The organism is Desulfobulbaceae bacterium DB1, assembly GCA_001914235.1.
In the GTDB taxonomy this organism is placed as follows: Bacteria; Desulfobacterota; Desulfobulbia; order Desulfobulbales; family SURF-16; genus DB1.
Window position 1 is genome coordinate 176,875 of sequence record MQUF01000005.1, and the last position, 13,545, is coordinate 190,419.

Annotated in this window: 13 protein-coding genes; 5 read left to right on the plus strand and 8 right to left on the minus strand. The window is 54.0% G+C overall.

Translation table 11 applies throughout. The annotated features are described in order from the left end of the window. The first annotated feature begins 8 nt into the window (after positions 1–8). From BM485_06330 to BM485_06340, 3 genes are read left to right on the plus strand one after another with little or no spacing between them, the layout of a single operon-like run. Positions 9–1,100 carry a thiamine-phosphate kinase gene (locus BM485_06330; GenBank protein ID OKY75947.1) on the plus strand — a complete coding sequence of 364 codons (1,092 nt, stop codon included), beginning with the start codon at positions 9–11 and terminating at the stop codon, positions 1,098–1,100. After that, the gene (locus tag BM485_06335) at positions 1,084–3,084 is read left to right on the plus strand and encodes an excinuclease ABC subunit B (protein ID OKY75948.1); all 2,001 of its coding nucleotides are present in this window, start codon (positions 1,084–1,086) and stop codon (positions 3,082–3,084) included. The genes BM485_06330 and BM485_06335 overlap by 17 nt, the downstream gene beginning before the upstream one ends. Beyond that, on the plus strand, positions 3,075–3,788 hold the full coding sequence (locus BM485_06340; GenBank protein ID OKY75949.1) for a hypothetical protein: 714 nt from the start codon (positions 3,075–3,077) through the stop codon (positions 3,786–3,788). Before BM485_06335 ends, BM485_06340 begins: the two co-directional genes overlap by 10 nt. Positions 3,789–3,899: 111 nt before the next feature. Here the strand turns inward: BM485_06340 and BM485_06345 are convergent, their stop codons facing one another. Together BM485_06345 and BM485_06350 are read right to left on the minus strand one after the other, a co-directional pair. Then, positions 3,900–4,577: an adenylate kinase gene (locus tag BM485_06345; GenBank protein ID OKY75950.1), complete on the minus strand. Its 678-nt coding sequence runs from the start codon at positions 4,575–4,577 to the stop codon at positions 3,900–3,902. Between the two features lie 231 nt (positions 4,578–4,808). Next, a complete protein-coding gene (locus BM485_06350; GenBank protein ID OKY75951.1) occupies positions 4,809–5,096 on the minus strand; it encodes a hypothetical protein in 288 nt (95 codons plus the stop codon). Here BM485_06350 and BM485_06355 point away from each other — a divergent pair. Further along, positions 5,095–6,081 carry a potassium transporter TrkA gene (locus tag BM485_06355; GenBank protein OKY75952.1) on the plus strand — a complete coding sequence of 329 codons (987 nt, stop codon included), beginning with the start codon at positions 5,095–5,097 and terminating at the stop codon, positions 6,079–6,081. The two genes, BM485_06350 and BM485_06355, sit on opposite strands and share 2 nt — an antisense overlap. Before the next feature lie 121 nt (positions 6,082–6,202). Continuing rightward, the gene (locus BM485_06360; GenBank protein ID OKY75953.1) at positions 6,203–7,645 is read left to right on the plus strand and encodes a hypothetical protein; all 1,443 of its coding nucleotides are present in this window, start codon (positions 6,203–6,205) and stop codon (positions 7,643–7,645) included. Positions 7,646–7,694: 49 nt separating this feature from the next. On the opposite strand, the gene BM485_06365 is transcribed toward BM485_06360, so the two are convergent. The 6 genes from BM485_06365 to BM485_06390 form a co-directional block, all read right to left on the minus strand. Beyond that, positions 7,695–8,408, minus strand: coding sequence for a pyridoxine 5'-phosphate synthase (locus BM485_06365; protein OKY75954.1), 714 nt, complete (start codon positions 8,406–8,408; stop codon positions 7,695–7,697). A gap of 107 nt (positions 8,409–8,515) precedes the next feature. Next, positions 8,516–8,935 carry an rRNA maturation RNase YbeY gene (locus BM485_06370; protein OKY76006.1) on the minus strand — a complete coding sequence of 140 codons (420 nt, stop codon included), beginning with the start codon at positions 8,933–8,935 and terminating at the stop codon, positions 8,516–8,518. 25 nt (positions 8,936–8,960) lie between these two features. Further along, on the minus strand, positions 8,961–9,974 hold the full coding sequence (locus tag BM485_06375; GenBank protein OKY75955.1) for a phosphate starvation-inducible protein PhoH: 1,014 nt from the start codon (positions 9,972–9,974) through the stop codon (positions 8,961–8,963). Positions 9,975–9,980: 6 nt separating this feature from the next. Further along, on the minus strand, positions 9,981–10,844 hold the full coding sequence (locus tag BM485_06380) for a hypothetical protein (protein ID OKY75956.1): 864 nt from the start codon (positions 10,842–10,844) through the stop codon (positions 9,981–9,983). Between the two features lie 122 nt (positions 10,845–10,966). Continuing rightward, a complete protein-coding gene (locus BM485_06385) occupies positions 10,967–12,217 on the minus strand; it encodes a hypothetical protein (protein OKY75957.1) in 1,251 nt (416 codons plus the stop codon). A 149-nt stretch (positions 12,218–12,366) separates the two neighbouring features. Beyond that, positions 12,367–13,398, minus strand: coding sequence for a peptide chain release factor 2 (locus BM485_06390; protein ID OKY75958.1), 1,032 nt, complete (start codon positions 13,396–13,398; stop codon positions 12,367–12,369). Positions 13,399–13,545 lie beyond the last annotated feature (147 nt).

The window sequence follows — 13,545 nt, forward strand, 5'->3', positions numbered from 1 at the left end:
ATTACTTCTTGAAACAATATGTTTTCTTTGTTGCTTCGTGTCTCTGCGTTACGAAAATGACTTTTTACGAATTCATTAAACTCAATTTTTTCTGTTTTTTTTCAAGGCCGTCCATGACGCATTTGGCTGAAAGAAAGATTATTGAACAGATCGCGCGGCAGCAGCGAACATCCGACCGGCTTGTCAAGGGCATCGGCGATGACTGCGCCGTTGTTGCCGGAGCGGACGGAATTGTTGACCTGTGGACCATGGACACGCTGATCGAGTCGGTGCATTTTGATTTGTCCTGGCATCCCCCGCAATTGCTGGGACGAAAGGCGGTGAGTGTCAACGTGAGCGATATTGCCGCCATGGGCGGGACACCACGTTTCGCCCTTTTTGCCCTGGGCCTGCCCTCCGCCTGTACCAAGGAGGTTGTCGACCGGTTGTTGGATGGTGTTTTTACTGCCCTCTCCGACTATGACGTGGTGCTGGCGGGTGGGGACACCGTTTTCTCCCCGGAGCGAATCATGCTGACCATTACCATCTGCGGTGAAATGGCCGGAAAAGACGTCTGTTATCGGGATAGCGCCTTGCCGGGTGACGAGGTGTGGGTGAGTGGCCATCTCGGCAATGCCGCTTGCGGTCTGGAACTGTGTCGACGGCACATGCAGCATGACCATCGCTACGTCCAGCTGGTGAACGCCCATTGTGATCCCGTTCCACAGGTTGTCTTGGGCCGGCTGTTGGCCGGCAGCGGGCTCATCCATGCCATGATGGATCTTTCCGACGGTCTGGCCACGGATCTTGCCCATGTGTGCAAGGCAAGTAATGTCGGCGCGGAGATTGAAGCGGATCAGGTGCCGCTGGCAGCCCCCCTGATCACGGCTGCGGAGTCCCTCGGGGTTGCCGCGCTTGATTTCGCCCTGTCCGGCGGTGAAGATTATCAGCTTGTCTTTACCGTGCCCGGCGAAAACAGGGCAGCCCTGGAGAAATTGTGCGCGCAGCATGGCCGGCCGATTTTCCGGCTGGGAAAAATTGTCGACGGCACCAAGGTTTTCCTCCACCAGGACGGGCAGAGACGGGACATCACCTTCAGCGGCTATGAACACCGGTTTTAAAATTCATTCCCCCTTTGCCCCGGCCGGCGACCAGCCGAAGGCCATTGACGACCTGAGCCGGGGCATTGCGCGGGGAGAACGGGAGCAGGTTCTGCTGGGGGTAACCGGTTCCGGCAAGACCTTTACCATGGCCCATGTCATTGCCCGCACCCAGCGGCCGGCCCTGGTCATGGCCCCCAACAAGACCCTGGCCGCCCAGCTCTTTGCCGAGTTCAAGGATCTTTTCCCGGAAAACGCGGTGGAATATTTTGTCAGCTACTATGACTATTATCAGCCCGAGGCCTATATCCCGCAATCCGACACCTATATTGAAAAAGATTCCTCCATCAACGACGCCATCGACAAAATGCGTCATTCCGCCACCCGTTCACTGCTGACCCGCCGGGATGTGGTCATTGTTGCCAGTGTTTCCTGCATATACGGGCTCGGTTCGCCGGACGAATACAAGAACATGCATCTCTTCCTGAAACGGGGGGAAGATTATCCGCTGCAGGAAATTCAGCGGCGGCTGGTCTACATGCTCTATGAACGCAACGATTATTCCTTTCATCGCGGCACCTTCCGGGTGCGGGGCGATGTCATGGAAATTTTTCCCGCCTATGAGGAGGACAGCGCCCTGCGGGTGGAATTTTTCGGTGATACCATCGAGGCGATCTCCCTGGTGGACCCGTTGCGGGGCAGGGTGATGGGGGTCATGGAAGAGGTGACGGTTTTTCCGGGCAGCCACTTTGTCACCTCAAAAGAGGTGCTGGCCCGGGCCATGGAAACCATCAAGGGCGAACTGAGGGAACGGCTCGCTTTTTTTGAAAAGGAACGGCGGCTGGTGGAGGCGCAGCGTCTGGAGCAGCGAACCATGTTTGATCTGGAGATGATCGGCGAACTCGGCTACTGCAACGGCATTGAAAACTACAGTCGGCATCTGACCGGCAGGCAGCCCGGAGAAGCGCCGCCCACCCTGCTCGATTATTTTCCCCCGGATTTTATCCTTTTTGCCGATGAAAGCCATATCACTATTCCTCAGATCGGCGGCATGTACCGGGGGGACAGGTCACGCAAGCAGACCCTGGTGGAATTCGGTTTCCGCTTGCCTTCCGCCCTGGACAACCGCCCCCTGCAGTTCGATGAATTCGACCGTCGCATCAACCAGGCGATCTACGTCTCCGCCACCCCCGGCAATTTTGAACAGGAACGGGCCCGCGGCAAAGTGGTGGAGCAGATCATCAGGCCCACCGGACTGCTTGATCCCGTCATTGAGGTGCGGCCCGCCGACAGCCAGGTTGATGATCTGCTTGAAGAGATCCGTCGGCGCGAATCCCGCGGTGAGGCTGTGCTTGTCACCACCCTGACCAAGCGGATGGCGGAAGACCTGACTGATTATTACGAAAAACTGGGAGTCAGGGTGCGCTATCTCCACTCCGACATCAAGACCCTGGAGCGCATTGAGCTGCTGCGGGAACTGCGTCAGGGAGAATTCAACGTTCTGATCGGCATCAACCTGCTGCGGGAGGGGCTTGATATTCCGGAAGTGTCGCTGGTTGCCGTGCTTGATGCGGACAGGGAAGGATTTTTGCGCAGTGATCGTTCCCTGATTCAGACCTGTGGGCGGGCGGCCAGAAATGCCGAAGGCATGGTGATTCTCTATGCCGACAAGGTGACCGGCTCCATGCAGCGCACCATTGATGAAACAAACAGGAGAAGGGTGCTGCAGCGGGAGTTTAACCTGCGGCACGGCATCACGCCGACAACCGTGCGCTCCTCCATCAAGAACGCGATGGAAACCATTTATGAGGGTACCCCTGCCGCTCCTCCGCAGCAGGCTGCTGAAAACCGAGAGGAGTTTGTCAGCCTCAAGGAGCTGCGGAACCGCATCAAAAAACTGGAAAAAGAGATGATGGCCAAGGCCAGGGATCTGGCCTTTGAAGAGGCTGCCGACATCAGGGATCAAATTACGCTTTTGAAGGAACAGGAATTAGAATGGCTGTAAAGGGCGGGAATCAGGAGTCAGGGGACAGGCATGGAAAAGCGGGGCTTTTCCGTCGCTTTTGCCTGTGGGCTGCGCCGCTGCTGTTTCGTATCGTTTCATTTGCGTTGTTTGCCACCTGCCGGGTGACCCGGCACGGCCATGAACATTTCCGTCACCTGATTGCGGGCAACAAACCATTTATTGTCTCCTTCTGGCACTACGGGGTTATTTATATTGTCCACCATGCCCGTCATGTGCCCTTCGTGGCCATGGTCAGTGCCAGCAAGGACGGCGAATATATTGCCCGGATTCTTGAAGGCAAGGGGTTTTCCACGGTGCGGGGGTCGCGCAACAAAGGGGCCATCGGCGCGATGAAAGGCTTGATGCGGGAGATGAGAAACGGCAAAACGGTGGTTCTGGTGGCGGACGGCTCGCAGGGTCCGGCCCGCAAGGCCCAGGCCGGCACGATCCTGCTGGCATCGAGGACGGGTGCGCCGATTCTGCCGGTGGGCTGGGCGGCATCACGCTATAAAAGTTTCCGCAGCTGGGACCGGACCGCCATCCCCTTGCCCTTTTCCCGGGTGGCTCTCTGTTACGGCAGACCTTTTTTCGTTCCGCTGGAGCTGGACAACGCCGGCCTGGAAGAATACCGGCTCAAGCTCGAACGGGCGCTGGATGATATTTATGAAAAATCATGGGAAGAGTTTGGCAGGAAGGAACATTAGAAAATGCCTGAATGTATAAGTGCACTAAAGTGCCTAAAGTTATGGGTTTTTTATGATGGGAAAAACTTTTTACTTTAGGCACTTTAAATTTTAGCGCACTTTGACTTTTTTTTAATCAAGCTGTTTCATGATGGATTCAAGCACTTCCTTGATACCGGCCGAGCCGTCCACGGAAATAACCTTGGGTCCGTTAATGCCCTTGAAATAATTGACCGCGGCCATGGTACCGGTGTTGGTGTCATAGTAGATGTTGTGGCGTTTGCCGATGGCTTCTTCATCCTGGTCGTCGGCTCGGGTGCTCAGTTCGCCGCCGCAGACGCGGCAAACCAGCCTGCCGTCTTTCTCAACCGGCTTGATCGCATCGAAAGCGATGTGGTTGGGATGATTGTTGTCGTTGGCGCACAAACGGCGGCCCATGATACGTTCTTTGGCGATCTGACGGTCAAGCATGATCTCTATGACGTAATTCAGATCAATGCCCGCATCCTTCAATGCCTTGGCCAGGGTTTCCGCCTGCACCTTGTTGCGGGGAAACCCGTCAAGCAGCCAGCCTTTTTTGCAGTCATCTTCTTTCAGCCGGTCAAGGATCATCGGAATGGTGATGTTGTCGGGAACCAGATCACCGCGGTCAATATATTCCTTGGCTTTTTTGCCCAGTTCCGTGCCGCCTTTGATGTTTTTTCTGAAGATTGCACCGGACTCGATGTGGGGAATTTTGTATTTTTCTTGAACTTTGGCACCCTGTGTGCCTTTTCCGCTGCCGTTGGGCCCGAAAATTAAGATGTTCATCTCGTCTCTCCTTGATTTAAAAAGTTTGATGGTGAAACAACATTGCTTAATTTAACGTAACATGATGTAATTGCAGTATTTTATAATATATGGCAGATCACTATAGCTCAAGATGGAAAACTCCGCCATAAAAAATGAATAGATGTTCATTCGGCTGCGGGATTAAGCGGGGTGGGCGGGGTGGAGTGCGCCGGGATATACCGGGCAGGAGGCATTCGGCAACAAGGAGGCTTATTGTTCTTTTGGGCTGTGCAGGCAACAGAACTCCGACACCAGGAGCTTGCGGTCGGCAAGGGTCATGCGGAAATAAAAGGGACTCAACATGAGAATTCTGATAGCTTCCTGGCGGGTCATGATGGTTTTTGCCTCTCGTTGTTTATCTTTCCATACACTTTTCTTTATGCTAAATTCATCGGCTGGTTGCGGGAAAAACTTTACTGAATGTGAAAATAATTTCAAGGCAATGCCGTTATGACAAGAGCGATTTTTCTTCCCTTTCCATGTGCGAGCCCCTGCCATGCATAAATCCGTTACGGCAGGGCTTCTTCTTGTGCTCATTCTTCTTTTCGGCACCTTTGGCTATATGCTGCTGGAAAACAGCAGTTTTGTTGATGGCCTGTATATGACGTTGATCACTATCACCACGGTGGGTTATGGAGAGGTGGTTCATCTCAGTCCCCAGGGGCGGGTTTTCACCATGGTGCTCATCTTGATCGGGGTCGGTTTTGTCATGCTGGTTTTCACCAATATCACCGAGGCGGTGGTTGAAGGGAGAATCCAGGCTGTTTACGGGAGATTGAACATGAAGAAAAAGGTATCGGAATTGACGAATCATTATATCATCTGCGGATTCGGGCGTATCGGCCAGGTTATTGCCAAGTTGATGAAGGACGGCGGCAAACCTTTTGTCGTTATTGAAAATGATCCGGCGGTTGTCGCAAGACTTTCGGAGCTCGGCTATCTTTTTCTTGAAGGTCAGGCGTCAAATGACGATATGCTTCTTAAGGCGGGCGTTAAAAAGGCGAAAGGGCTCATCGCCGTCGTCTCTTCCGACGCAGACAATGTGTACATCGTTCTTTCCGCCAGGGGACTGAATTCCGAGTTGTATATCATGGCGCGTTCAAGCGGAATTGAAGGGGTTGAAACGAAGCTTCTCCGGGCCGGCGCCAATAAGGTTCTTTCGCCCTATTACATCGGCGCAACCAGGATGGCGCATCATGTTCTGCGTCCGACGGTGACCGATTTTATCGATCTGACCGTGCACGGCGGGGCGCTTGGCCTCCGTCTCGAGGAGTTACTGGTATCGGTCAAGGGGCAACTGGTCAATAAAACCCTGCTTGATTCCAATATTCGTAAAGATTTTGATCTCATCGTCGTGGCCATTAAGCGGAGCGGCGGTGAAATGCAGTTTAATCCGAACCTGGGCACCATAATTCTCGGTGGCGATACCTTGGTTGTGCTCGGTGAATATGAAAAAATCAAGCAGTTGGAAAAGATAATTTAATTGTTTTGCTACATTGTGCTAAATTATTAAAGGCGTTGTGCCGGGAAAGTGCCTCTTATTCCTCTTCCGTTTGCCGTTATCTTGATTTTGGCGGACGGAAACAGCTAAAATTGATCGAATAATGGAAGACCTGTCAAAAAAACCGGTCAAAATCTGCAATGACCGTTTTCTGCTCAAGCTGACCAAGGACAAATTGAAGGCTTTCCTGCAGCTTGTCGATGATGAGTATTCCTTTGACGATGTGCCGTTTGATGACATTTTGAAGGAAGTGCGGGAACGCGGGGTTGTTTTCGGCTTTGTGTCGAAGCTGCCGCCCGCACGGGAGGGAAAAACCGTTGTGGCCGGCGGCAAAGAAGTTGTTCCCGGTGAAAACGCCAAAATAAAACCGGTGGTGAAGCCATCCATCATCAGCCAACTGCGGTCGAAGATGATGGGCAAGGACAGGGTCGATTTTCGTGAACTCGGCAACATTGTCAATGTGGCGGCAGGCTCGCTGCTGTTGAAAAAAATACCCGCCACCGCCGGTGTTCCCGGTCAAAACGTGCTGGGGGAGGAGATTGTCCCCAAACCAGGCAAGGATGTTGCGATCAAATGCGGGCCCGGTGTGGAGCTGAGCGAAGACGGTCTCAATGTGACCGCGACCATCGACGGCAAGTTTGTCATGGCTGACGGCAAGCCCGCGGTGTATGCCGAACATGTTGTCGCAAGCGATGTGGACATGACTGTAGGAAACATTGCCTTTTGCGGCACCCGTCTTGAAATAACCGGGGAAGTGTTGCCCGGTTTCAAGATTAAGTGCAAGGGAGATGTGGTGGTCGGCAAGGGCGTGAACAATGCCCAGATTCTTGCCGGCGGTAATATCAAAATAAGCGGAGGGGTGATTGGCCTTGATGCCGAGGTGCGGGCCAAGGGGAATATCACCATTGATTTCTGCGAGAATTTCGGCGAGATCGAGGCGCGGGGAAGCCTGACCGTGAACAATTTTGTCGTTCAGGGCCGGGTCAAAACCGGTGGTAATATGACCGTGTTGCAGGGCAAAGGCGTGGTTATCGGCGGCAAATACATCCTCGGCGGCAGCTTGCATGTGAAAGAACTGGGCTCGGAGGCGGAGGTGGTGACGGAAGTTATTGTCGGCCTGCGGCCTGAGCTGGAAAAAAGGAAACGACAGATTGAGGCGGCAAAGGCCTATTGGCCGAACCGGATGAATGAGGTTCTTAAGAACATCAGCGCCCTCAATGAGATGAAAAAGGCGGAAGGCAAGGATTTCGGCGGCGAAAAGGCTAATATTCTCGCGGAACTCAATAAGATGATGCCTGAAGTCATGGAGAAAAATAACCAGCTGACCGAAATGGAGACGCAGCTCGACCGCGATCTCGAACAGGCCGCCACTGAATCCATCTATGTTTATGGTACCTTGTATCCCGGTGTGTCGGTCACCATCGGCAAGACCGTCCGGGTTCTCGATAAACGGGAAAATCAGGTGGTGGTCGAATTGCAGAAGAGTACGATGCAGATTTACGTTCGCGGCATGACTCCCGAAGAAAAAGAAATGGCCCCTCGATAAAAACGAACTGTATCGGGCAATACCGGAAAGCCTGAGTCGGGGCCGGTTTTTAAGGGATGAGAGCCAGCATCTCCCGCACCGCCTGGTCAAGTCCGACAAATATCGCCCTGGCCATGATCGCATGGCCGATGCTCAGTTCTTCGATTTTTCCCAGCCGTGCAATCCGGGCCGTGTTGAGGTAATTGAGTCCGTGGCCGGCATTGATTCGCAGTCCGGCCGCATGGGCCTCATCCACTGCAGCGGCAATCATGGCAAATTCCCTGTTTGCCTCTTCTTCCGTTATTGCGTCGCTGTAGCGGCCGGTATGGATCTCGACAAAGGCGGCCCCTGCTTTTTTTGCCGCAATAATCTGGGCGGAATCAGGATCGATGAAGAGGCTGACCGGTATCGACGCATTCGTCATGCGATCGATGACTTTGGTCAGGTGTTCCTGTTGGCCTGCCACGTCAAGACCTCCTTCGGTGGTCAGTTCGGCTCTTTTTTCCGGGACCAGGGTCACCATGTCCGGTTTCACCTGGAGGGCAATGGCGATGATTTCCTCGGCCGCGCCCATTTCCAGATTCAACTTGGTTTTTACCGTCTCGCGCAGGATTTTTACATCCCGGTCCTGGATGTGGCGTCGGTCTTCGCGCAGGTGGACGACAATGCCTGCCGCCCCGGCAAGTTCACAGATGCCGGCGGCCAGCACCGGGTCTGGTTCGGTGATTCCTCTGGCCTGTCTCAGGGTGGCAACGTGGTCGACATTGATTGCTAGTTTTGCCATTTCCTTTTCTTCTCCAAGTGCAAAAATAAATTTGTAAAATCGTTAATCGTTGAGTCGTCCTGATTCTGGAAGGTTGTAAGCCGGGCATGCATCAACGGTGCACCTCATCATTCTCCAAGCGGTGTCATTCCGCGGCCTGGCACTGCCAGCAAATCAAGAAATTTTTTTTCCATGGCGCGCATGCCGGCTTCTTCTTCCTCCCCCTGTTCGTGGTCAAAGCCCAGGAGATGGACATAGCCGTGCACCAAGAGGACGGCCAGATAATCGTCGAGGCTCCTGCCCGTTTCCGTCGCTTCCCGTTCCGCCGTGTCAAGTGAAATGACGATATCGCCAAGCAGCCGCGGCATTCCGTTCTCCTCTTCATCATCAGGGTCCAGCATGGGGAAGGAGAGGACATTGGTGGGCGTATGTTTCCCGCGGTAGGAGGAATTTAATTCGGTCATTCTGCGGTCGTCAACCAGCAGAATGCTCAGTTCATAGTCGTTCCTTCCCGTGTGCGCAAGCAGCGTTTCCGCTGTTTTTTCCATTTGCCGCAATGAACAGGAGAGCTGATCAATTTCTGTTGTCACCAGAACGGGCATGGCCTTTGTCCTTGTTTGAGTGACCCTTGCCCGCCTTCTCGTAGGCCCGGATGATCTGCTGCACCAGGGGATGGCGCACCACGTCGACATCGGTGAAATAGCTGAAGGAGATGCCTTTGACTTTCTGGAGTATTCGTGCCGCATGGATAAGGCCGGAGCCGCGTTCATGAGGCAGGTCGATCTGGGTGATATCCCCGGTGATGACCGCTTTTGAACTGAAGCCGAGACGGGTCAGAAACATTTTCATTTGTTCAGGGGTGGTGTTCTGGGCTTCGTCAAGGATGACGAAGGCGTTGTTCAAGGTTCTGCCGCGCATGAAGGCCAGGGGGGCGATTTCTATGATTTCCCGTTCGATCAGATCCTTGGCCTTTTCCCGGCCCAGCATGTCATTTAAGGCGTCATGGAGAGGGCGAAGATAGGGATTGATCTTTTCCACCAGATCCCCGGGCAGAAAACCGAGATTTTCACCCGCCTCGACCGCCGGTCGAGTGAGGATAATCGATTTGACCTGATCCGCGCTGTAGGCGGCAATGGCCATGGCCACCGCCAGATATGTTTTTCCGGTACCGGCCGGGCCGATGCCGAAGGCAATGTCGTTGTTGCGAATGGCCTCGATATAGAGCTTCTGGTTGATGCTTTTGGGGGAAACAATCCGCTGTTTGGCCGTGATGTAGACCTGGTCCAGAAATATTTCCTTGAGATTGGCCCGGGGAGAGCGCTCCATGATCCGCAGGGCATAGGCAACATCGGCGGGATAGACCGGGTAGCCGGTAACGATCAGGTCATAGAGCTGGTTTAATGTGGTGGCGGTGGCGGCAACTGCATGGTCAAGGCCCGATATGGTCAGGGTTGTTCCCCGGGCCTTGACCGTGACGCCCGCCGACTTTTCAATGGCCTGCAGATTCCGGTTCAGGTCGCCGTAAAGCAGGCGGGCTGCTTCATTGTCGGCAAACGACAACTCCAGCTGCGCTGCTGTCTTTGCCATGTGCCGTTATTTCCCTGCCTTAATTTTGGCCAGCTCTTCATCGATCATCTTTTGCAGGCCGGCGACGCTTCTGTCCTTGGCCGTTCTGCCGTTGACAAAAAGCGAAGGGGTGCCTTTGACGCCGATCCCGACACCTTCCTGCTGGTCCTTGCCGATGATGGCCATGGATTGCGGATCAGCCATGTCTTTATTGAACTGTTCCATGTTCAGCTGAAGCGATGTGGCGATTTCCTGAAATTTCTGGGGACTGAGCTGCTGCATATTTTGAAAAAGAGAATCGTGATACTGCCAGAATTTGCCCTGCTTGTGGGCGGCGACAGCGGCAATGGCCGCCGGGGTGGCCTCCTTGTGACCACGCAGGGGGAAATGCTTGTAGGCGATTTTCACGGTATCCGGGTTCTTGACGAGAATCTCTTCAAAAACGGGAGCCAGGCGGGCGCAGTAGGGGCACTGGAAATCACTGAAAACAACCAGGGTGACAGGTGCATTCGGGGCGCCGAGGAAGGGGGCACCGGTGGTGTCGATTTTGACGATGAAGGAATAGCTTATCTCCTGAACCTGTCCGCTGGTGTCACTGCTTAAGAAGATTTTGTCCTCCAGGTTGGCCAGGTCAAGACCGGAAACGGCTATCCGGTTGAAAGCAGGATCAACGGCAATACTGCCTTGGAGCTGCCCGTCATTGGCGTAAATGTTCACCATCCCCTTGCTGAGGACAAAGACGTATTTGCCGTTCAGGGAACTGGCCAGATCAAGAGGGGTGGTGCCTGACTTAAAAGATGCGGTGGATTCCCAGTCAACCTCGGCGCGGGCAGGCAGGGCGGCCGTAAGCAAAGCGAGAAGCGTGAAGAGAAAAAAAGATTGTAATCGCATAACACCTCCTAAAATGAATTTAACAGGGGGAAAAGCAAGACATAATGGGGATAATTGTTCATGATATTCTAATAATTTTCAACTGTTATTTTGAAACCGCTTAAAAAAGAAGAGCGTGGAGTTCAGCCTTTTTCGCGCCTGGCTGCAACTCGGGCCAGCAAGACGGCGAGGTGAAGCACCTCCTTGTCTTGTCCACTGCTGCCTGTGCCCTGACGTAATTGGAGAAGGCAGCCGCTGCAGGTAGTGACAATTTGCTTGGCGGATAGTTTCATGAAATTTGCCATGGCGCCGGAGAGGATTTTTTGCGAAAGATCAGGGTGTGCCAGGTGAAAGAGGCCTCCCTGTCCGCAGCAGTGAGGGCCGGCGGCCGCTTCCATCGGTTTTGTCCCTGTAAGTTGTCGGATGAGCTCCCTGGGCTGAGTCAGGATTTTGTCCGGGCCGAAGCGGAGGTGGCACGGATCGTGGTAAAAAATTGCGGACCGGCTGCCGGTTGGACCGGCGGGCTTCTTTTCCGGCAGGCGTTCGGTGTATTTCAGGAAAAAGGAGGAAAATTCCTCTAGCCTGCCGGCAAAGTCCGCGGCCTTGCCGGCCCAGTGGTTGTCATCCTCCAGGAGCTTTGGATAGGAGCGTAAGTGGCTGTAGCAGGAGGCGCAGGAGGTGAGAATGGGCAGGGAGTGATCGGCAAAAGCAGCGATATTTTTTCGCGCCAGTTCTCGGGCCTCCTCGATTTTTCCCGAGGAAAAAGAAGCAAGTCCGCAGCAGTGCTGCTCTTCGGGGGCAAGCAGGCTGCTGCCGGCAAATTTTTGGGTAAGAAACCCGGTGGCGGCGTGGATATCCGGGTTAAGATAGCGGGCCAGGCAGCCGCTGAAGTAGCTGACGGTGGGCGGAGATGAATCGCACCTTGCCGGGGTGGGGAATGGTTCGCCGCGTTCCGGGAACGCATCGTCGCCGAGCAGGAACAGTTTATGCCGCAGGCCGCTTGTCGAGGGCAGGAGGCCGGCAAGATTTTTGCCGAGTCGTGAAATTTTTTCCAGCAGAAGCGGCGATGCCAGCGTTTTTCTGGCAAGAAGCTTTTCCGCATAATGACACTGGGCATACGCGGGAATTTCATCCCGGGCCTGGATGATGAGGGAAAGCGTGTCGATGTTGCGTGGGCAGGCATCGCTGCAGGCGCCGCAAAGAAGGCAGGCGGAGAAGATTGAGCCGTAAGCGGCGGAGCGGGGAGAGGCAAGCCGGCTCAAGAGATGCAGCCGGCCCCTGGCGGTCAGAGATTCCCGCCCCGTCACCTGGTAAACAGGGCAAACCGAGGTGCATGCCCCGCATTTGGCGCATGATTCGGCAAGGCGGGCAATCTCATTTCGGTCGGCTTTCATCGCAATTGTGTGTGGCCGCGGCAGGCGTCAGAAAAAGGAATTGGTATCTTGATTCAATTTTTTCGACTCCTGACTGGCTTGCCGACAGTTTGATTGCGATGAAAGCTCTTTTGGGGCGATACGTGAGCCAACGGGAAACGTTGACTTGACTATTTCTGCCACAGAAGATAGGCCTTGATAAACGGATCGAGATTGCCGTCCATCACCGCGTCGACATTGCCGCTTTCCTGGCCGGTACGATGATCCTTGATCAGTCGGTAAGGTTGCATGACATAGGATCTGATCTGGCTGCCCCAGGCAATTTCCTTCTTCTCGCCGCCCAGGTCTTCCCGTTGCTCCTGTTGCAGGGACTTCTCCCTTTCGTAGAGCCGCGCCTTGAGCATTTTCATCGCCGTGTCCTTGTTGCGGTGCTGGGATCGCTCATTCTGGCACTGAACAACGATGTTGGTCGGCAGATGGGTGATGCGGATGGCGGAGCTTGTCTTGTTGACATGCTGGCCGCCGGCGCCGCTTGCCCGGTAAGTGTCGATGCGCAGATCCTTTTCATTGATTTCCACTTCGATGGTGTCGTCAAGTTCCGGGAAGATGAACACCGAGGCAAAAGAGGTGTGCCGCCTGCCGCCCGCATCAAAAGGAGAAATGCGCACCAGGCGGTGGATGCCCATCTCCGAACGCAGATAGCCGTATGCGTAGCGGCCTTTGACCATGATGGTAACGCTTTTTACCCCCGCCTCATCGCCGGACTGCAGATCAAGAATGTCGGTGGTGAAACCTTTCTGCTCGGCCCAGCGCAGATACATGCGCAGGAGGATATCGGTCCAGTCCTGTGCCTCGGTCCCGCCGGCGCCTGCATGAATGGTGAGCATGGCGTTGTTCTCGTCGTGCTCGCCGGTGAACATGCATTCCAGTTCAAAGGCGGACATTTTGTCGTCAAGAAGGTCAAGGGTCTGGGTCGCCTCCTTCTCGGTTTCCGCGTCTTTTTCGTCAATGGCGAGCTCAAGCAGAATTTCGGCGTCTTCCATCATCTGATGCAGATCTTCCCATCCTTCAATGGGATACTGCAGTTTACCTATTTCCTGCTGGATTTTCCTGGCCTTGGGGATGTCATTCCAGAAATCGGGATGAGCGCTCAGCGCCTCGAGTTCTTCGAGCTTTTCTCTTTTGTCGGCTAATTCAAAGATGCTCCTTTAAGGCGAGCAGCCTTGTTTGAATTTCGTAAAGTTGCTGTTTCAGTTCTGCTGACATATCTTTTCTTTTTATACGGAATGATGAGTAAGGAATGGATTTATAAAAACCGCACTGAATCTTTTCATATACACGAAAATTGA

Bases quoted from the DNA above. Each gene is read 5' to 3' on its own strand.
- BM485_06350 (OKY75951.1), bottom strand. From the start codon at position 5,096: ATGGCAGGGGCTCGCACATGGAAAGGGAAGAAAAATCGCTCTTGTCAT.
- BM485_06340 (OKY75949.1), top strand. From the start codon at position 3,075: ATGGCTGTAAAGGGCGGGAATCAGGAGTCAGGGGACAGGCATGGAAAA.
- BM485_06385 (OKY75957.1), bottom strand. From the start codon at position 12,217: ATGAAAGCCGACCGAAATGAGATTGCCCGCCTTGCCGAATCATGCGCC.
- BM485_06380 (OKY75956.1), bottom strand. From the start codon at position 10,844: ATGCGATTACAATCTTTTTTTCTCTTCACGCTTCTCGCTTTGCTTACG.
- BM485_06375 (OKY75955.1), bottom strand. From the start codon at position 9,974: ATGGCAAAGACAGCAGCGCAGCTGGAGTTGTCGTTTGCCGACAATGAA.
- BM485_06370 (OKY76006.1), bottom strand. From the start codon at position 8,935: ATGGAAAAAACAGCGGAAACGCTGCTTGCGCACACGGGAAGGAACGAC.
- BM485_06335 (OKY75948.1), top strand. From the start codon at position 1,084: ATGAACACCGGTTTTAAAATTCATTCCCCCTTTGCCCCGGCCGGCGAC.
- BM485_06345 (OKY75950.1), bottom strand. From the start codon at position 4,577: ATGAACATCTTAATTTTCGGGCCCAACGGCAGCGGAAAAGGCACACAG.
- BM485_06355 (OKY75952.1), top strand. From the start codon at position 5,095: ATGCATAAATCCGTTACGGCAGGGCTTCTTCTTGTGCTCATTCTTCTT.
- BM485_06365 (OKY75954.1), bottom strand. From the start codon at position 8,408: ATGGCAAAACTAGCAATCAATGTCGACCACGTTGCCACCCTGAGACAG.
- BM485_06360 (OKY75953.1), top strand. From the start codon at position 6,203: ATGGAAGACCTGTCAAAAAAACCGGTCAAAATCTGCAATGACCGTTTT.